The organism is Methylobacterium sp. CM6241, from assembly GCF_054817845.1.
In genome coordinates this window covers 3,646,431-3,664,145 of the sequence record NZ_CM139246.1, presented here as the reverse complement: position 1 = coordinate 3,664,145, position 17,715 = coordinate 3,646,431, and the positions used below count along the sequence as shown (strand labels likewise).

Sequence of the window (17,715 nt, the reverse complement as noted above, 5' to 3'; positions counted from 1 at the left end):
ATGCCCCGGACCTCCCTCGACGGAAGGTCAGCCCTTCTGCCCGATCCGCCCCTCGGAGCCGTCGAGCAGTCGGCGGATGTTGGGAGCGTGCTTCCACCATAGCAGGATCGCGAGCATGAGGAAGAGCAGCGCAACCGCAGGCTGTCCCGCCACCCACAGGACGATGGGTGTCGCGGCTGAGGCGGCAAGCGCGGCGAGCGACGAGTATTTTAACGTAAAGGCGAGGCCGAGCCAGATCGCCGCGAAGGCGGCGAGCCCGATGGGGCTGAAGGCGAGGAGCACGCCGAGGAAGGTGGCGACGCCCTTGCCGCCCTTGAACCCGAGCCAGACCGGGAAGAGGTGGCCGAGGAAGGCGCCGAGCCCGGCCGCCAAGGCCGCACCTTCGCCGAATTGTTTCGCCGCCAGCACGGCGAGGGTACCCTTCAGCGCATCGCCGAGCAGAGTCGCGGCGGCGAGCCCCTTGCGGCCGGTTCGCAGCACGTTGGTGGCACCGATATTCCCCGAGCCGATGGCGCGGACGTCGCCGAGGCCGGCAAAACGCGTGACGATCAGCCCGAACGGGATCGAGCCGGCGAGGTAACCGCCGGCGAGGCTCGCGAGCAGGAGAGGCCAGCCGGCATCGAGCAGGGGGTTCACGCCGCCGCCTCCGTACCCTGCGCGGCCCGGTAGACGATGCGCCCGCCGACCATGGTCAGGATCGCAGCACCTTGCAGCCGCGCCTCGTCGAAGGGCGAGTTCTTGGAGCGCGACTTCAGGGTCCGCTTGTCGAGCACGTAGGGCAGGTCGGGATCGATCAGCACGAGATCGGCCGGCGCACCGACGGCGAGACGCCCGGCCTCGCGCCGCAGGATCGCCGCCGGGGTGACGGTGAGGGCCTCCAGCAGGCGAGACAGCGCCACGTCGCCGGTATGGACGAGGCGGAGCGCCGCGCCGAGCAGGGTCTCGATGCCGAGCGCCCCATCGGCGGCCTCGGCGAAGGGCAGGCGCTTGGTCTCGACATCCTGCGGGTTGTGGTCTGAGACGATGACGTCGATCACGCCCTCGTTCAGGGCCTCCACCAAAGCGAGGCGGTCGGTCTCGTGCCGCAGCGGCGGCGAGAGCCGGCAGAAGGTGCGGTAATGGCCGATATCGCCCTCGTTGAGGACGAGGTTGTTCACCGAGGCGCCGCAGGTGACGGGCAGGCCGTCGTGCTTGGCCCGCCGCACGATCTCCACCGAATCGGCACAGGAGATCATGGCGGCGTGGTAGCGGCCCCCGGTAAGGCGCACGAGGCGGATGTCGCGCTCCAGCATCACCGTCTCGGCCTCCCGCGGGATGCCGACGAGGCCGAGCCGCGAGGCCATCTCGCCCTCGTTCATCACGCCCTCGCCGACGAGGTCGGGCTCCTCCACGTGCTGCATCAGCAGGGCGTCGAAATCACGGGCATAGGTGAGCGCGCGGCGCATCACCTGGGCGTTGCGAACGGCCTTGAGGCCGTCGGTGAAGGCGACGGCACCGGCCTCCTGCAGCAGGCCGAACTCGGTCATCTCCTGGCCGGCCAGCCCCTTGGTGATGGCGGCGGCTGGCAGGACGGTGACGCAGGCCGTGTCGCGGGCGCGGCGCAGGACGAAGTCGACGATAGCCGGCCCGTCGATGACCGGGTTGGTGTCCGGCATGCAGACGAGGGTGGTGACCCCGCCGGCCGCCGCCGCCGCGCTGGCGCTGGCCAGGGTCTCGCGGTGCTCGGCGCCCGGCTCGCCGACGAAGGCGCGGAGATCCATGAGGCCAGGGCTCAGGACATGGCCGCCGCAATCGACGATCTCGGCGCCCTCGGGGGCAGCGGGTGCCGCGCCCCAGGCGATATCGGCGATGCGGCCGTCCTGGACGAGGACATGGCCCGGCCCCTCGCGGCTCGTAGCCGGATCGAGGAGGCTGGCATGGGTGAGGAGGACGTGTCCGGTCATGACCATCAGGCGTTCGGCAGATGCGTCGCGAGGGCTTCGAGGACCGCCATGCGGACGGCGACCCCCATCTCCACCTGCTCGCGGATCAGGGATTGCGCCCCGTCGGCGATCTCGGACGAGATCTCGACGCCGCGGTTCATGGGTCCCGGATGCATCACCAGGGCGTCGGGCGCGGCCAGCGCCAGCTTCTCGGCATCGAGGCCGAAATAGCGGAAATACTCCTTCACCGAGGGCACGAAGGAGCCGTTCATGCGCTCGCGCTGGAGCCGCAGCATCATCACGATGTCGCAGCCCTCGAGGCCCTTGCGCATGTCGGTGAAGACCTCGACGCCGAAGCGCTCGATCCCGGTGGGGAGCAGCGTCGAGGGGCCGATGACCCGCACCCGGGCGCCCATGGCCTGGAGCAGGATGATGTTGGAGCGGGCGACGCGGCTGTGCAGGACGTCGCCGCAGATCGCCACCCTCAAGCCCTCGATCCGCCCTTTGTTGCGGCGGATGGTGAGCGCGTCGAGGAGGGCCTGGGTCGGGTGCTCGTGGGCGCCGTCGCCGGCATTGACCACCGAACAATCCACCTTGCGGGCCAGGAGATGCACGGCCCCGGCGGAGTGGTGGCGCACGACGATGATGTCGGGCCGCATGGCGTTGAGGGTGGCAGCCGTATCGATGAGGGTCTCGCCCTTCTTCACCGAGGAAGAGGCCACCGACATGTTCATCACATCGGCGCCGAGACGCTTGCCCGCGAGCTCGAACGAACTCTGGGTGCGGGTCGAGGGCTCGAAGAACAGGTTGATCTGGGTGCGGCCACGCAGGGTGGTGCGCTTCTTCTCCACCTGGCGGGAGAGGGCCACGGCATCCTCCGCCCGGTCGAGGAGGGCCTCGATATCGGGGCGCGACAGCCCCTCGATGCCGAGAAGGTGCCGATGGGGGAAGGAGGCGGGTGCGACGGTCATTCTGAGACCATGGCTATAGGGAGGCGGAAGGGGAGCGGCAAGGAGCCCGGCAAGAAGTCCGGGACGTGTAACCTTTCCCCCCCTGGCTCGTAGTCTCGCCGAGCATGCGCGCACCCGGTCATTCGGGATGGGCGCGAGACATGTTCGAGGCCGGAGTCCGCCCCTTGGCAGCCAGCACGACGAGACGGCCCGACGAGCGGATCGAGACGATCCAACGCCGCTGGGTCTTCCGCCACCCCGCGGTGATCCGGGCCGCGCACTGGATCAACCTCGTCTGCCTCGCCGTGCTGCTGATGAGCGGGCTGCAGATCTTCAACGCCCATCCGGCTTTGTACTGGGGCTCGGCCTCGACCTTCGACGCGCCGCTCCTCGCCATCACGAACGACGAGACGGCGGAGGGCGCGGCGCGGGGGATCGTCAGGATCGGCGATCACGCAATCGACACGACCGGCTGGCTCGGCCTCTCCACCGTGCAGGGACAGGCCACGGGCCGGGCCTTCCCCGCCTGGATCACCCTGCCGGCGCAGCAGGACCTCGCCACCGGGCGCCGCTGGCACTTCCTGTTCGCCTGGGCTTTCGTGATCAACGGGCTGATCTATCTCATCTACGGCCTCGAGAGCGGCCAGTTGCGCCGCCGGATCGTGCCTCAGAGAGACCAGTTGCGGAATTTCGGCGGCTCGGTCCGCGAGCACCTCACCCTGACCTTCCCGAAAGGCGACGAGGCCCGGCGCTACAACACGCTGCAGAAACTGAGCTATTTCGTCGTCATCGTCCTCCTCCTGCCGCTGATGCTGCTCACGGGCCTCGCCATGTCGCCGGGTTTCAACGCCGTGCTGCCCCTGCCCGCCCTGTTCGGCGGCCGGCAATCGGCACGGACCGTCCATTTCATCGTCACGAACCTGCTGGTGCTCTTCACCCTCGTCCATGTGGCGCTGGTGCTGGTCTCGGGGGCCTGGAACAACCTGCGCGGCATGGTCACCGGCTGGTTCGTGATCGAGACGACCAAGACCTCCGATCCGGGCAAGACTTCCTACCCGGGCAAGACCTCCGATTCGAGGAAGGGCCGATGACGCGCGCTCCCAACCGTCGCGGCTTCCTCAACGGCGCGGCCGGCCTGCTGGGTTCCGCCTTCCTCGGCGGCTGCGACCGCATCGCCGGCACCGGTTGGGGACGGCGCACGCTGAAGCTCGGGGAGGATGCCAACCTGTTCGTGCAGCGTCTCCTGCTGACGCCGACCTCCCTCGCCCACGAGTTCTACGAAGGTGACATCTCGCCCTGGTTCAAGCCGAACGGGACGATCGACCCTCCGGACGACGACTACAAGACCCTGGCCAAGGCCGGGTTCGCGACCTTCGGGCTGAAAATCGACGGCCTCGTCGAACAACCGCAGGACCTGTCCCTCGCCGACTTGCGCGCCCTGCCCTCGCGGACCCAGATCACCCGGCACGATTGCGTCGAGGGATGGAGCGCCATCGGCAAGTGGACGGGCGTCCCGCTCGGCGAAGTCCTGACCCGGGCGAGGCTGAAGCCGAATGCGCGCTACGTCGTGTTCCATTGCGCAGACACGATGGAGATGGCCGGTGGCGGTCTCGAGGGTGGGGACGTGGCGGAGATAGAGGCCGGCGATGGCGGTCCGAACGGTCGTCCGATCCGGTACTACGAGAGCATCGACCTCACCGACGCCTTTCACCCACAGACGATCCTGGCCTACGACATGAACGGCAAGGCCCTGCCCGTCTCGAACGGCGCGCCCCTGCGCCTGCGGGTCGAGCGCCAGCTCGGCTACAAACACGCCAAATACGTCATGCGGATCGAGGTCGTGGACAGCCTGTCCGGGATCGGAGACGGCCAGGGCGGTTATTGGGAGGATCGCGGCTACGAATGGTATGCGGGGATCTGACAGGTACCGGATCTTGCAAAGGCCCGGGCTCCTTCCGATTTGACAACCCCGCGCCCTTGACCCACTTGTCCCCCGCCAAGCGCCGGGCCGGCCATGGTGCCAGGCCATGTTTTACGTCTTGCACACAATTTGTGAGTCCCGACGGGTGTGAACCCCGCCGGCTGCGAGCCCCGGCGGCAGCTCGGGCGCTGACGAGAGGCTGATCCGCACATGAAAGTCGTCGTCGTCGAGTCGCCGGCCAAGGCCAAGACGATCAACAAATATCTCGGCCGCGACTACGAGGTGCTCGCCTCGTTCGGCCATATCCGCGACCTTCCGGCGAAAGACGGCTCCGTCGACCCGGAGGCGGATTTCCGCATGCTGTGGGAGCTCGACGACCGCGGTTCGAAGCGCGTTTCGGAGATCGTCAGGGCGCTGAAAGGTGCCGACGGCCTGATCCTCGCCACCGATCCGGATCGCGAGGGCGAGGCCATCTCATGGCACGTCGTCGAGGCTCTGAACGCCCGCAAGGCGATCAAGGGCATGCCGATCGAGCGCGTGACCTTCAACGCCATCACCAAGGCGGCGGTGGACACCGCCATGCGCAACCCGCGCCAGATCGACCAGGCCTTGGTCGACGCCTATCTGGCGCGCCGGGCGCTGGATTATCTCGTCGGCTTCAACCTCTCGCCGGTCCTCTGGCGCAAGCTGCCGGGTGCCCGCTCAGCCGGCCGCGTCCAGTCCGTGGCCCTGCGCCTCGTCTGCGAGCGCGAGCGTGAAATCGAGACGTTCAAGCCCCGCGAATACTGGTCTCTGGTCGCGACCCTGGTGACCCAGGAGGGTGCGGTGTTCGAGGCGCGTCTCGTCGGTGCCGACGGCAAGCGCATCCAGCGTCTCGACGTCGGCAACGGCGAGGACGCCGCCGCGTTCAAGCGCGACCTCGAACTCGCCACGTTCGAGGTCGGCAGCGTGGAGGCGAAGCCCGCCAAGCGCCACCCCGCCCCGCCCTTCACCACCTCGACACTCCAGCAGGAGGCCTCGCGCAAGCTCGGCCTCGCTCCCGCCCAGACCATGCGCGCCGCGCAGAAGCTTTACGAGGGTGTCGAGATCGGCGGCGAGACGGTGGGTCTCATCACCTACATGCGGACCGACGGCGTCGACATGGCGCCGGAGGCCATCGCCGATGCCCGTCGCGTCATCGGCAAGGAATACGGCGAGCGCTACCTCCCCACCGCGCCGCGCCGCTACAGCGCCAAGGCGAAGAACGCCCAGGAGGCCCACGAGGCCGTACGTCCCACCGACATGAGCCGGCTACCGAAGTCGGTAGCCCGCTACGTGGATGCCGAACAGGCCAAGCTCTACGAGTTGATCTGGACCCGCACGGTGGCCAGCCAGATGGAATCGGCCGAGCTCGAACGCACCACGGTGGACATCGTAGCCTCCGTCGGCCCGCGCAGGATCGAGCTGCGGGCCACCGGTCAGGTGGTGAAGTTCGACGGCTTCCTGACCCTCTACCAGGAGGGCAAGGACGACGAGGAGGACGAGGACGGCAAGCGCCTGCCGCCGATGAAGGCGGGCGACGCGCTGAAGCGCGAGCGCATCGTCTCGACTCAGCACTTCACCGAGCCGCCGCCGCGCTATTCCGAGGCCAGCCTCGTCAAGCGCATGGAGGAACTCGGCATCGGCCGGCCCTCGACCTACGCCGCCGTGCTGCAGACCCTGCGCGACCGCGAATACGTGAAGATCGAGAAGAAGCGCTTGGTCGCCGAGGACAAGGGCCGCCTCGTCACCGGCTTCCTCGAGAGCTTCTTCAAGCGCTATGTCGAGTACGATTTCACCGCCGACCTCGAGACCCAGCTCGACCGGGTCTCGAATGCCGAGATCGACTGGCGTGAAGTGCTACGAGACTTCTGGCGGGATTTCTCGGCCGCGATCTCCGGAACCAAGGAGCTCCGCGTCACCGAGGTGCTGGACGCGCTGAACGATCTCCTCGGGGCGCATATCTTCCCCGAAAAGGCGGACGGCTCGAACCCGCGCACCTGCCCGACCTGCGGCTCAGGCCAGCTGTCGCTCAAGCTCGGCAAGTTCGGCGCCTTCGTCGGCTGTTCGAACTACCCGGAGTGCAAGTACACCCGCCAGCTCGCCGCCTCCGGCGTCGAGGGCGAGGGCGATGGCTCGTCCGAGAACGGCGGTCAGCCGGGCACCCGCGTGCTTGGCAACGATCCCGTCAGCGGCCTGCCGGTAACTTTGCGCGATGGCCGCTTCGGCCCCTTCGTACAGCTCGGCGAGGCGTCGACGGAGAAGGGCGCGGAGAAGCCGAAGCGCTCCTCTCTGCCCAAGGGGCTCAGCCCCTCCGCGGTGGATCTGGAGAAGGCCCTGCGCCTGCTCTCCCTCCCCCGCGAAGTCGCCAAGCACCCCGAGACCGGTGAGCCGATCCTGGCCAATCTCGGGCGGTTCGGACCTTACGTCCAGCACGGAAAAATGTACGCCAATCTCGGCCGCGACGACGACGTGCTGGAGATCGGCGCCAACCGCGCCATCGATCTCATCGTTGCCAAAGAGCAGGGTGGCGGTCGTCGGGGTCCCGCCTCCGATCCCGGCCGCTCCCTCGGGGCGCATCCCGAGACGGGCAAGGCCATCGTGGTGAAATCGGGCAAGTACGGCCCCTACGTTACCGACGGCACCACCAACGCGACCCTGCCCAAGACCATGGCCGCCGAGGACATCGCCCTGCCCCAGGCGCTCGAACTGATCGCCGCCCGCGAAGCGGCGGGCGGCAGCAAGAAGAAGGCTCCGGCCCGCAAGACCGCGACCAAGACGGCAGCCAAGACCACGACCAAGGCGGGGACGGCGAAGGCTCCCGCCAAGAAGGCGGCGACCAAGGCGACGGCGGCCAAGGAACCGGCCGGGACGGCCGCGAAAAGCACGGCGACGGTAGCAAAGACGAGTGCTGCCAAAACCACCACGGCGAAGAAGCCGGCCACGCGCAAGAAGGCCTGATCCATCGGCTCGCCTCTCCTCTCCGGGGGCGAGACCGACGCAACGACGGTGCGCATCCCCCCTCTCTCTCTCCGCACTCGGCGAGAGGGGGGATGCTCCCGACGGTCCTGTCGTCCGCGACAACCCTACGCGTGCGAACGCCCTCATCCGCTCTTGCGTCCGCCCGCCGGTCTGGCGGACCATTGCCGGATTGTCATTCGCGGCTCGAGGCTTTCGCCCCATGCTGATCCTGCTCTCCATCTGCCTCGCGGCACAGCCCTCCCAGTGCAAGGAGGACAGGATCTCCCTGTCCTACGAGGCGACGAACCCGTTCATCTGCCTGCGCACCGCTCAGAGCGCGCTCGCCACCTGGCAGGAGAGCCACCCCGAATGGCACGTGACGCGGTGGCGCTGCGCAGCGCGGGAGAGCCTGCCAAAAGACCTGTGACCCGGTCCCATCCGTGATGGGTCTGGACGCCCTGGCGGATTGCGCTATCGCTCACCCTCCGGGGAACGGCGAGACACGGGCGGCCATAAGCGATGCGCTCTCTGAAGGTGAGGTTCGCGCTGCTGCTCGGGGGCGCAGCGCTTCTGGTCGTCCTGGCGGCATTGGGGGTGCTGGGCTCCATCGGCGCCGCCGAACGCACCATTGATCGGACGCTCGCGGCACAGGGCCGGCTCGAATTGCTGGTGGAACTGTCCGGGCGAATGACCCAGTACGGGCTCGCGGCCCTGGAGGCGGTGAGCAATCCCGATGCACAGCCGGAAGGGCTCGCCATCGCCCGGGCCAATGTCGACCGGGCATTGGTGGCCGTCGACGAGGCTCTCGGCAAGAGCATCGCCGTCAGCGACGATCCCCTCGACCGGATGCAATATGCGGCGCGCACGCGTCCCCTCGCTCAGCTCCGTTCTGCCCGGGCCATCCTCGACCGGCAGGTCTCCCAGGTCCTGCGCCAGTCGGAAGAAGAGCAGCGGCGCAACACCATTCGCGGCGCGCTGAACGGATTCGGGGCCATGACCGGCCAGCCGCTCTCGTTTCTCATCGAGGTCGAGCGCCGCTCGATGATCGCGGGTTCGGACGAGGCGCGCCACCTGTCCTCGACCCTGCGGATCGCGTCGCTTGCCGCCGTCGTCCTGGCGCTGGCCCTCGTCTTCGTCCTGTACCGGGCGGTGACCCGGCCGACCCTGGCACGGATCGAAGCGGTGCGGCGGGCGGCGGGCGCCGTCGGGCGCGGCGAGCTCGATACGCGGCTGTCGGTGGCGACGCGGGACGAGCTCGGCCTGCTGGTGGCGAACTTCAACCGCATGGCCGCACGCCTCGCCCGGCGCGAGGGGCGGCTCGCCGCCGACCGCGCTGCCCTCGAGGATACGGTGGAGGCGAGGACCACCGACCTGCGGGCGGCCAACGAGCGTCTGGAGGCGGTGGACCGTTCGCGCCGGCGCTTCTTCGCCGATGTGAGCCATGAGCTGCGCACGCCGCTCACGGTCATCCTCGGCGAATGCGACATCGCCGCCCGCTCGGCCGGCAGGCCGGGGGTCGATTACGCGCCGGTCTTCGCCACCATCCGCAAGCGGGCACTCCGCCTGCAGCGCCGCGTCGAGGATCTCCTGCGGGTCGCACGCTCCGAATCCGGCCAGATCGAGCTCGACCGGCGCGCCACCAGCGCCGTGGCCATCCTCACCGATGCGGTGGACAGCGCGGCCTCTGAGGCGGCGCGCCGACGGGTGACCCTGACCCTCGAACCGGGCCGCCGCGACGTCACGCTCCTGGCGGACAGGGAATGGCTGCGACAGGTGGTGGAGAGCCTCATCGACAACGCCCTGCGGCACGCGACGGGCCTGACGCGCGTGGTCGTGGGACTCACCGTCGACGAGGCGCGTTCCGCCACGATCACGGTGACGGATGACGGCGTGGGCTTCCCGGCGGCGGGTGCGGATCTGTTCGAGCGCTTCCGGCGGGAGGGCCATTCCGGGGAATCGGGCTTTGGCATCGGCTTGGCACTGGCGCGCTGGGTGACGGAGCGCCATGATGGGGCGATCAGCCTCGGTGCGGGCGAGGATGGGAAGGGCGCGCGCGTGACGCTCGTCCTGCCCATCCTCGACCTCGATCCCGGGGACGGACAGGAAACGAAGCGGAAGGACAGCGCCGCATGACGCGAGTGCTCATCGTCGAGGACGACAGCGACATCAGGGCCATGCTGGCGCGGGGCCTGGAGGCCGAAGGGTTCTCCGTGGGCGTAGCCGGTTGCGTGGACGACGCCCTCACCTCCGCCCGTGACGAGGCGCCCGGCGCCGTCGTCCTCGACATCACCCTGCCAGACGGGTCCGGGCACGATGTCTGCCGCTCCCTGCGCGAAGGCGGCTATCCCGGCCCGATCCTGTTCCTCTCGGCGCGCGACGAGGTCCGTGACCGGGCGGAAGGATTGGCGCTCGGGGCCGACGACTACATCGTCAAGCCCTTCGTCTTCGACGAACTCCTCGCCCGGCTGCAGACGCATCTCCTGCGCCGCAAGGAATCGGACCAGCCGCGCACCATCGTCACCGCAGGCAAGCTCGTCCTCGATCTCAACATTCGTCAGGTCTCCCTCGGGGATGCGACGGCGCGCCTTACGCCGCGCGAGGCGGAGCTCCTCGCTCTCCTCATGGACAAGGCCAACCAGCCGGTGTCGCGCGGCGACATCTTCGACAAATTATGGGCGGGCCAGGGCGGCCTGTCGCTGAATGTCGTCGATGTCTACGTGGGTTACCTACGTACCAAGCTGTCCGATTTCGTGCGGTTCGGCGGGCCGGTCATCGTTACCGTGCGGGGCCGGGGCTTCATGCTCGACCTGCGGGGCCAGGATTTCCGCCACTGAGCACGATGCGCTTTCTCGGCCTGTTCCGGGACGATCCGGCAATTTATCGCTTGAAGAGTCCGGCGGAATTGTCGATATAGCTCCCGCGACAGAAATGACTGCGCCGTCAGTGTCTTAGGATCTTCTTAAGCGAGATCTGGACGCTGCTGACGTTCAAGAAACCATCTAGGAGAAACACCATGACCTGGGCTGCCCCCGTCGTTTCCGAGATCTGTGTCGGCATGGAAGTCACCAGCTACGAGTCGGCTGAGATCGACACCTTCAACTAAGACATCATGTCGTGCTTGAGGATCGAGGCAGCGCCGGTTCAGCCATGCATGTCGTGATCCTCGGCTCGGCCGCGGGCGGCGGCCTTCCCCAGTGGAATTGCCGCTGCCCCATCTGCTCGCTCGCCCGCGAGGATTCCTCGAAGGTGCGCCCTCGAACCCAGTCGAGCATCGCCGTGTCGCCCGATGGCGAGCGCTGGCTCCTGGTGAACGCCTCGCCGGACATCCGGCAGCAACTCTTCGACAATCCGGCCATGCATCCGCGCGAAGGCCTGCGCCATTCGCCGATCCATGCCGTGCTTCTGACGAATGGCGATGTCGACCACGTGGCGGGGCTGCTCACCCTGCGCGAAGGCCAGCCCTATACGCTCTACGCCACCTCCGGCATCCTCGATTCGGTCAACGCCAACCGGGTCTTCGACGTGATGGCCGCCGACGTGGTGTCGCGCGAGAAGATTGCCCTCGACCATGCCTTCGAGCCGGTTCCCGGCCTGACCGTCACACTGTTCTCGGTGCCGGGAAAGGTGCCGCTCTGGCTCGAGGACGAGACCATGGAGATCGGCGCAGAGACCGAGACCACCGTAGGTGCGATGATCGAGTCCGGTGGGCGTCGCCTCGCCTATATTCCCGGCTGCGCCCGCGTCACGGACGGGCTGAAGCGACGCATATCGGGTGTCGACGCGCTTCTGTTCGACGGGACCGTGCTGCTCGACGACGACATGATCCGCGCCGGGGTCGGCGTGAAGACCGGATGGCGCATGGGCCACGTGCCGATGACGGGACAGGGCGGATCGATCGCCGCGCTCGCCGATGTGGAAATCGGTCGCCGGGTCTTCGTTCACATCAACAACACCAATCCGGTGCTGGTGGAAGAATCGGACGAACGCCGATCGGTGGAGGCGGAAGGCTGGACCGTCGCCCATGACGGGCTGACCCTGGCGCTCTAGATCGGCGCCCGGCTGGCATTTTAATGCCGCCACCTTATATTGTGTCCAATGGGATTGTGCGGTCCATGTCCGTGGCCTTCACGGAAATCGGCGCCATCTATAAGAAAAGTTCTCCTCGCCGCCCTTCGTCGAAACGCCGAGCTACGCCATGACCGCGCCTTTCCCCACGCCCAAGACCGACGAGTCCCAGCGCCTGCTCAGCCCCGAAGAACTCGAAGCGGCGCTTCGAGACATCGGCGCGAGGCGTTATCACAACCTGCATCCGTTCCACCGCCTGCTTCACGACGGCAAGCTGAACAAGGACCAGGTCCGGGCCTGGGCCCTCAACCGCTACTATTACCAGGCCATGATCCCGGTGAAGGACGCCGCCGTGCTCGCCCGCATGGAGGATGCGAGCCTGCGCCGCGTCTGGCGCCAGCGCATCGTCGATCATGATGGCGACGCACCCGGCGATGGCGGCATCGAGCGCTGGCTCAAGCTGGCCGAGGGCGTCGGCTTCCGTCGCGACTACGTGGAATCGACGCAAGGAATCCTGTCGGCGACGCGCTTCTCGGTGGATGCCTACGTGCATTTCGTGAAGGAGCGCTCGCTGCTGGAGGCCATCGCCTCGTCGCTCACCGAGATGTTCTCGCCGACGATCATCTCCGAGCGCGTGGCCGGGATGCTGAAGAACTACGATTTCATCACCAAGGACACGCTGGCCTATTTCGACAAGCGCCTGACCCAGGCCCCCCGCGATGCGGAATTCGCCATCGACTACGTCAAGCAGCACGCCACGACGCCCGAACTGCAGCGTCAGGCCATGGCCGCGCTGACCTTCAAGTGCAACGTGCTCTGGACGCAGCTCGACGCGCTCTACTTCTCCTATGTGGCTCCGGGCATGACCCCGCCGGATGCCTGGACGCCCGGCACCGGCCTCGTGCCCGAGGTGGCGCAGGCGGCCGGCACCGGCACGGTCCGGTCGGGCGACGTGCCTCGTCTGCCTCGCGGCGTCCGCCTGCGCCACGATGAGGTCCGCGGCCAGCACGTACTGCTGGCCCCCGAGCGCACCTTCGACCTCGACGCCAATGCCGTGGCGGTCCTGTCCCTCGTGGATGGGCAGCGCAGCGTGCGAGACATTGCGGTGAAGCTCGCCGAGACCTTCACCGCCGACCCGGACGTGATCGAGGTCGACGTCCTGGCCATGCTCAACGACCTCGCCACGAAACGGGTTCTGGAGCGATGAACGCCATCACGCCGAATACCCCTTCCCTGCCGGCTCCGGTCGGGCTCCTCGCGGAGCTGACCCATCGCTGTCCCCTGCGCTGTCCCTATTGCTCGAACCCGCTCGAACTCGACCGGCGCTCGGGCGAGCTCGACACGGCGACATGGCAGCGCGTGCTGACGGAGGCGGCGGCTCTCGGCGTGCTGCATGTCCACCTCTCCGGCGGCGAGCCCACGGCCCGCAGCGACATCGTCGAGATCACCCAGACCTGCGCCAAGCTGGGCCTGTATTCCAATCTCATCACGTCGGGCGTCGGCGGTGCCCTGGCCAAGCTCGACGCCCTCTACGACGCGGGCCTCGACCATGTGCAGCTGTCGGTGCAAGGCGTCGACGCGGCCAACGCGGAGAAAATCGGCGGCCTGAAGAACGCTCAGCCGCAGAAATTCGCCTTTGCCGAACGCGTGACGCAGCTCGGCCTTCCGCTGACGCTGAATTCCGTGATCCACCGTGGCAACATCCACGAGGTCGAGGGCTTCATCGACCTGGCCGTCAAGCTCGGCGCCAAGCGCCTGGAGGTCGCCCACACCCAGTATTACGGCTGGGCCTATGTGAACCGCGCCGCTCTGATGCCGGACAAGGCCCAGGTCGATCAGTCGATCCGTATCGTCGAGGCGGCGCGCGAGCGGCTGAAGGGCCAGCTCGTCATCGATCTGGTCGTGCCCGATTATTACGCGAAGTACCCCAAGGCCTGCGCCGGCGGCTGGGGCCGCAAGCTGATGAACGTCACGCCCGCTGGCAAGGTGCTCCCCTGCCACGCCGCCGAGACCATCAAGCATCTCGAATTCTGGTACGTGTCCGACCATTCGCTCGCCGATATCTGGGCGAATTCCCCGGCCTTCACCGCCTATCGCGGGACGGATTGGATGAAGGAGCCGTGCCGCTCCTGTGACCGGCGTGAGAAGGATTGGGGCGGCTGCCGCTGTCAGGCGCTGGCTCTGGCCGGCGATGCCGCCGCCACCGACCCAGCCTGCTCGCTCTCCCCCCTCCATTCGAAGGTGCGGGAACTCGCCAAGGAAGAGGCGGCCGAGACACCGCCCGACTATGTCTACCGGACGATCGGCAGCAACGTGGACCGTGTTGCGCCGCCGCCCCTGAAAGAGGATGCTCCCCTGTGAAGCCCGTTCTCGTCGCGTTCGCTCTTTCGTTTGCCGGCCTGCCCGCCCTGGCGCAGGGCACGCCCCCGGCCGAAGCGCCCGCTGTCACCAAGGCCAACACCGCCACCCCGCCCAACGCCTCGGACCTGCTCTTCGAAGAGCCGCAGATGAAGAACGTGCCGCCGGGCTCGACCCTCACCTACGCCTATCTCCGGCGCAGCGGCATCTCCAAGGGTCCGTTCGGCCCGACCATGGACGACCAGATCAAGCTCACCATCGAGCCCGGTGCGGCGCCGGAAAACCGGACGATCCGCGTACAGATGTTTTCGGGCGCGAACCGCTTCCCCGCCGGCCCGTTCAACGACATGCCCGGCAACCCGGTGATGACCCTTTTTCTGGAACATCACCTCATCGACCTCGCCAAGGTGCTCTCGGCCAACCCACGCTACATCAAGAACGGGATCCGCAAGGCCCTGCGCGACAGCGCGACGGTGACCGCGACGACGGCCACCGTGAAGGGACAGACAGTTGATGCCTGGCGCGTTGAGGTGCAGCCCTTCATCGACGACAAGATGAAGGACCGCATGCGCGGCCTCGAGAACCTGAAATACACCTTCGTGACGTCGTCTGCCGTACCCGGCGAGCTGCTCTCCATCGAAGCGCAGTCGAAGTCCAAGGATGGCGGCGAGCTTCTCCAGGAGAACCTGACTTATGATCCGAATGCTGGCTAAAGGCGGTCTTATCGCTCTCGCGCTCGGCGTCGCCGCCGCACCGGCCCAGGCCGTGGAGAGCGAGAACGACTACCCCACCGAGGCACGGGCCGATTACGTGTTCGGCTGCATGGCGGCCAACGGACAATCGCGGGAAGCGCTCTCTCGCTGCTCCTGCTCCATCGACGCCCTCGCGTCGATCCTGACCTATGACAAATACGTCCAGGCGAGCACGGTCCTGTCCATGCGCCAGGGCATCGGCGCCCGCTCGAACGAATTCAAATCGACCAAGGTATTCGACGACAAGGTCGCGGATCTTCGCCGTGCCCAGGCCGAAGCCGAGATCCGCTGCTATCGCGGCGGAGTGTGACCGGCGGGATCCACCCCAGATACGGCGCTCCTATCCACCCACCTCATCCTGTGGCTCCGCGAAGTGGCCTCGAAGGCGCCCTCCAATGCTCACGACGCGACCTGGAGGCCTCCTTCGAGGCCTTCGCTTTGCTTCGGGCACCTCAGGATGAGGTGGAAGAATGGGACCATCCTGGTCTACAGCATAGAGATCGATCCCTCGTCGAAGAGCTCCCGTGACGTCTTCTCCTCCGATCCTGAAAACCCTTCTGCCCGGTCTCGGAGAGCGCGTGCTCGTCATGGGCATCCTCAACGTCACCCCGGACTCCTTCTCCGATGGCGGACGTTTCGAGGGTGTCGAGGCGGCACGCTCCCAGGCTGGCGCGCTCGTGGCGGAAGGGGCGGCCCTCGTCGATATCGGCGGAGAATCGACGCGGCCGGGCCATACGCCCGTGTCGGCCGAGGAGGAGCAGGCCCGCATCCTGCCCGTCATCCGCGATCTCGCCCCGCGCCTTGCGGTCCCCATCTCGGTGGACACCTACAAGGCTTCCACCGCCGACGTGGCGCTGGCGGCCGGTGCGCGCATCGTCAACGATGTCTGGGGCCTGCAGCGCGAGCCCGACATCGCCCGCGTGGCAGCTGCCCATGGCGCGCCCGTCATGGTGATGCACAATCGCGAGACCATCGATCCCGCGATCGACATCATCGCCGACATGCTGCGCTTCTTCGAGCGATCCCTCGACATCGCCCGCCGCGCCGGCATCTCGGATAGGGACATCGTACTCGATCCGGGGATCGGTTTCGGCAAGAGCTGGGCCCAGCATCTCGAAGCCCTGCGGCGCCTGCCCGAGATCAAGGCGCTGGGCTTTCCCGTCCTCGTCGGCGTCTCGCGCAAGTCGATGCTCGGGCGCCTGCACGATGCCGAGACGAAGCCGGTGGATCGCCTGTTCGGCTCGCTCTCGAGCCATGTCCTCGCCGCCACGCTGGGGGCCGACATCGTCCGCGTCCACGACGTGGCGCCCCATGTCGACGCCCTTCGCGTGGTCGACGCCGTGATGCGGACAGCCTCATGACCGACCGCATCCTGGTCGAACGCATCGCCGTCTTCGCCTATCACGGCCTTCTCGAAGAGGAAGCGCGGATAGGCCAGCGTTTCTACATTTCCCTCGACTGCCGGATCGACCTGCGGCCGGCCGGTCTGTCGGACGATGTGGCAAAGACCGTGAGCTATGCCGACCTCACCGAGATCGTCGTGCGCATCGCCACCACCCGGCGCTTCGCCCTCATCGAAGCTCTGGCCGAGGCCATCGCCGCCGAGATCCTCGAGCGGTTCGAGGGCGTGGACAGCATCGTCGTGCGCGTCGACAAGCCGAGCGCGCCGGTACCCGCGGTGATCGACGGCGTCGCCATCTCGATCCTGCGCAGCCGGGCCGGACTCCCGCGATGAGTGCCGCCTATCTCGGCCTCGGCAGCAATATCGGCGACAAGGCCGCGACCATCGCCGAGGCGATCCGGCGGCTCGAAGCCAGCCCGGGCATCCGTCTCACGGCACGGTCAAGCGATTACCGCACCCCCCCCTGGGGCGATACCGATCAGGACTGGTTCCTCAACGCGGCCATCGCCGTCGAGACCGACCTGACTCCCCACGACCTGCTGGAGACAGGTCTCACCATCGAGACCGCCATGGGTCGCGTGCGCGAGCGGCGCTGGGGGCCACGCGTCATCGATATCGATGTGCTCTCGTATGAGGGGGCGGCGATCTCCGACGAGCGTCTCGTCCTACCGCATCGTTTCGTGCGGGAGCGCGCCTTTGTCCTCGTTCCGCTCGCCGAAATCGCGCCGGATCTGGTCATCGGGCCGGAGACCGTGAGCCAAGCCCTGTCGAAGCTCGACACCACCGGTATCGTGCGGGACTGAGATCCGCCCACTCACGGACGCAGTTCGACGGGCGTTCCCACATCCACCCGCGCGTAGATGGCCGCCATCTCGTCATTGGCCACGCCGACGCAGCCGCTGGTCCAGTCCTTCAGCCGATGGAGCCGGCCGAGCCAGGAGAAGCCGTTCATGATCCCGTGGATCATAATGTCGCCGCCCGGCTCGTAGCCGCCGTCATGGGCGGCCAGCGTATCGGCCTCGTTCGGATAGGACACTTTCAGGGAAAGATGGGCGACGCTGAGCGGGTTGCGGTAGGCGATGGAATACAGCCCCTCAGGTGTGCGCCCGTCGCCCTCCCGCTGCTTGTGACCGATGGGAGAGAATCCGAGAGAGACGGGATAGGTCGCCAGAACGCGGCCCTCACGCAGAAGAGTCAGGCGGCGGGCCGACTTCTCGACGAGAACACGGTCGGCCCGGTCAGGCTCGGCGACGAGCTCGGGTGCGACGCGGCCGATCTGGGCGTGATCGACCGCGACGATCCCCACCGCACCCAAGGCGAAGAGAGCTCCGACCGCAAGGCCGATCCGCCATCGTCGCATTGCCAC

The 17,715-nt window shown here is 67.6% G+C and carries 19 protein-coding genes; 15 read left to right on the top strand and 4 right to left on the bottom strand.

Annotated features, from left to right (window positions below; genetic code table 11):
* Positions 1–27: 27 nt before the first annotated feature.
* Genes plsY through ACYQR9_RS17220 form a run of 3 tightly spaced genes read right to left on the bottom strand, consistent with a single transcriptional unit; the run spans position 28 to position 2,893 of the window.
* A complete protein-coding gene (gene plsY / locus ACYQR9_RS17230; RefSeq protein ID WP_311275155.1) occupies positions 28–636 on the bottom strand; it encodes a glycerol-3-phosphate 1-O-acyltransferase PlsY in 609 nt (202 codons plus the stop codon).
* Complete coding sequence (locus ACYQR9_RS17225; protein WP_461227510.1) at positions 633–1,949, bottom strand: dihydroorotase; 1,317 nt, start codon at positions 1,947–1,949, stop codon at positions 633–635. The genes plsY and ACYQR9_RS17225 overlap by 4 nt, the downstream gene beginning before the upstream one ends.
* Positions 1,949–2,893: an aspartate carbamoyltransferase catalytic subunit gene (locus ACYQR9_RS17220; protein ID WP_461227509.1), complete on the bottom strand. Its 945-nt coding sequence runs from the start codon at positions 2,891–2,893 to the stop codon at positions 1,949–1,951. Before ACYQR9_RS17220 ends, ACYQR9_RS17225 begins: the two co-directional genes overlap by 1 nt.
* A gap of 164 nt (positions 2,894–3,057) precedes the next feature.
* Between ACYQR9_RS17220 and ACYQR9_RS17215 the strand changes: the two genes are divergently transcribed.
* The 15 genes from ACYQR9_RS17215 (at position 3,058) to folK (ending at position 17,152) form a co-directional block, all read left to right on the top strand.
* Positions 3,058–3,963 carry a cytochrome b/b6 domain-containing protein gene (locus ACYQR9_RS17215; RefSeq protein ID WP_461227508.1) on the top strand — a complete coding sequence of 302 codons (906 nt, stop codon included), beginning with the start codon at positions 3,058–3,060 and terminating at the stop codon, positions 3,961–3,963.
* Positions 3,960–4,793 carry a molybdopterin-binding protein gene (locus ACYQR9_RS17210; RefSeq protein WP_461227507.1) on the top strand — a complete coding sequence of 278 codons (834 nt, stop codon included), beginning with the start codon at positions 3,960–3,962 and terminating at the stop codon, positions 4,791–4,793. Before ACYQR9_RS17215 ends, ACYQR9_RS17210 begins: the two co-directional genes overlap by 4 nt.
* Positions 4,794–5,003: 210 nt before the next feature.
* Positions 5,004–7,772: a type I DNA topoisomerase gene (gene topA / locus ACYQR9_RS17205; RefSeq protein WP_207413122.1), complete on the top strand. Its 2,769-nt coding sequence runs from the start codon at positions 5,004–5,006 to the stop codon at positions 7,770–7,772.
* Between the two features lie 220 nt (positions 7,773–7,992).
* Positions 7,993–8,199, top strand: coding sequence for a hypothetical protein (locus ACYQR9_RS17200; protein WP_056424393.1), 207 nt, complete (start codon positions 7,993–7,995; stop codon positions 8,197–8,199).
* A 92-nt stretch (positions 8,200–8,291) separates the two neighbouring features.
* The gene (locus ACYQR9_RS17195) at positions 8,292–9,905 is read left to right on the top strand and encodes a sensor histidine kinase (protein ID WP_461227506.1); all 1,614 of its coding nucleotides are present in this window, start codon (positions 8,292–8,294) and stop codon (positions 9,903–9,905) included.
* On the top strand, positions 9,902–10,606 hold the full coding sequence (locus ACYQR9_RS17190) for a response regulator transcription factor (protein WP_056424399.1): 705 nt from the start codon (positions 9,902–9,904) through the stop codon (positions 10,604–10,606). Before ACYQR9_RS17195 ends, ACYQR9_RS17190 begins: the two co-directional genes overlap by 4 nt.
* 179 nt (positions 10,607–10,785) lie before the next feature.
* A complete protein-coding gene (pqqA, locus tag ACYQR9_RS17185) occupies positions 10,786–10,875 on the top strand; it encodes a pyrroloquinoline quinone precursor peptide PqqA (protein WP_018043604.1) in 90 nt (29 codons plus the stop codon).
* Positions 10,876–10,919: 44 nt separating this feature from the next.
* The gene (pqqB, locus tag ACYQR9_RS17180; protein ID WP_056424402.1) at positions 10,920–11,819 is read left to right on the top strand and encodes a pyrroloquinoline quinone biosynthesis protein PqqB; all 900 of its coding nucleotides are present in this window, start codon (positions 10,920–10,922) and stop codon (positions 11,817–11,819) included.
* Positions 11,820–11,967: 148 nt separating this feature from the next.
* Positions 11,968–13,044 (top strand): pyrroloquinoline-quinone synthase PqqC, encoded by a 1,077-nt coding sequence (gene pqqC / locus ACYQR9_RS17175; protein WP_311275149.1) that lies wholly within the window; start codon positions 11,968–11,970, stop codon positions 13,042–13,044.
* On the top strand, positions 13,041–14,198 hold the full coding sequence (gene pqqE, locus ACYQR9_RS17170; protein WP_461223414.1) for a pyrroloquinoline quinone biosynthesis protein PqqE: 1,158 nt from the start codon (positions 13,041–13,043) through the stop codon (positions 14,196–14,198). Before pqqC ends, pqqE begins: the two co-directional genes overlap by 4 nt.
* A complete protein-coding gene (locus ACYQR9_RS17165; protein ID WP_461227505.1) occupies positions 14,195–14,908 on the top strand; it encodes a hypothetical protein in 714 nt (237 codons plus the stop codon). The genes pqqE and ACYQR9_RS17165 overlap by 4 nt, the downstream gene beginning before the upstream one ends.
* Positions 14,889–15,257 carry a hypothetical protein gene (locus ACYQR9_RS17160; protein ID WP_056424410.1) on the top strand — a complete coding sequence of 123 codons (369 nt, stop codon included), beginning with the start codon at positions 14,889–14,891 and terminating at the stop codon, positions 15,255–15,257. Before ACYQR9_RS17165 ends, ACYQR9_RS17160 begins: the two co-directional genes overlap by 20 nt.
* Before the next feature lie 214 nt (positions 15,258–15,471).
* A complete protein-coding gene (folP, locus tag ACYQR9_RS17155) occupies positions 15,472–16,308 on the top strand; it encodes a dihydropteroate synthase (RefSeq protein WP_461227504.1) in 837 nt (278 codons plus the stop codon).
* Positions 16,305–16,682, top strand: a complete 378-nt coding sequence (gene folB, locus ACYQR9_RS17150; RefSeq protein ID WP_056256306.1) for a dihydroneopterin aldolase — start codon at positions 16,305–16,307, stop codon at positions 16,680–16,682. The genes folP and folB overlap by 4 nt, the downstream gene beginning before the upstream one ends.
* Positions 16,679–17,152, top strand: coding sequence for a 2-amino-4-hydroxy-6-hydroxymethyldihydropteridine diphosphokinase (gene folK / locus ACYQR9_RS17145; RefSeq protein WP_311275146.1), 474 nt, complete (start codon positions 16,679–16,681; stop codon positions 17,150–17,152). Before folB ends, folK begins: the two co-directional genes overlap by 4 nt.
* 11 nt (positions 17,153–17,163) lie before the next feature.
* Here folK and ACYQR9_RS17140 read toward each other — a convergent pair whose 3' ends face one another.
* The gene (locus tag ACYQR9_RS17140) at positions 17,164–17,709 is read right to left on the bottom strand and encodes a L,D-transpeptidase family protein (protein WP_461227503.1); all 546 of its coding nucleotides are present in this window, start codon (positions 17,707–17,709) and stop codon (positions 17,164–17,166) included.
* Positions 17,710–17,715: the final 6 nt, after the last annotated feature.

Bases quoted from the DNA above. Each gene is read 5' to 3' on its own strand.
- topA (WP_207413122.1), top strand. From the start codon at position 5,004: ATGAAAGTCGTCGTCGTCGAGTCGCCGGCCAAGGCCAAGACGATCAAC.
- ACYQR9_RS17220 (WP_461227509.1), bottom strand. From the start codon at position 2,893: ATGACCGTCGCACCCGCCTCCTTCCCCCATCGGCACCTTCTCGGCATC.
- folK (WP_311275146.1), top strand. From the start codon at position 16,679: ATGAGTGCCGCCTATCTCGGCCTCGGCAGCAATATCGGCGACAAGGCC.
- ACYQR9_RS17190 (WP_056424399.1), top strand. From the start codon at position 9,902: ATGACGCGAGTGCTCATCGTCGAGGACGACAGCGACATCAGGGCCATG.
- ACYQR9_RS17225 (WP_461227510.1), bottom strand. From the start codon at position 1,949: ATGGTCATGACCGGACACGTCCTCCTCACCCATGCCAGCCTCCTCGAT.
- ACYQR9_RS17195 (WP_461227506.1), top strand. From the start codon at position 8,292: ATGCGCTCTCTGAAGGTGAGGTTCGCGCTGCTGCTCGGGGGCGCAGCG.
- pqqB (WP_056424402.1), top strand. From the start codon at position 10,920: ATGCATGTCGTGATCCTCGGCTCGGCCGCGGGCGGCGGCCTTCCCCAG.
- pqqC (WP_311275149.1), top strand. From the start codon at position 11,968: ATGACCGCGCCTTTCCCCACGCCCAAGACCGACGAGTCCCAGCGCCTG.
- pqqA (WP_018043604.1), top strand. From the start codon at position 10,786: ATGACCTGGGCTGCCCCCGTCGTTTCCGAGATCTGTGTCGGCATGGAA.
- folB (WP_056256306.1), top strand. From the start codon at position 16,305: ATGACCGACCGCATCCTGGTCGAACGCATCGCCGTCTTCGCCTATCAC.
- ACYQR9_RS17200 (WP_056424393.1), top strand. From the start codon at position 7,993: ATGCTGATCCTGCTCTCCATCTGCCTCGCGGCACAGCCCTCCCAGTGC.
- ACYQR9_RS17210 (WP_461227507.1), top strand. From the start codon at position 3,960: ATGACGCGCGCTCCCAACCGTCGCGGCTTCCTCAACGGCGCGGCCGGC.
- ACYQR9_RS17160 (WP_056424410.1), top strand. From the start codon at position 14,889: ATGATCCGAATGCTGGCTAAAGGCGGTCTTATCGCTCTCGCGCTCGGC.
- pqqE (WP_461223414.1), top strand. From the start codon at position 13,041: ATGAACGCCATCACGCCGAATACCCCTTCCCTGCCGGCTCCGGTCGGG.
- ACYQR9_RS17140 (WP_461227503.1), bottom strand. From the start codon at position 17,709: ATGCGACGATGGCGGATCGGCCTTGCGGTCGGAGCTCTCTTCGCCTTG.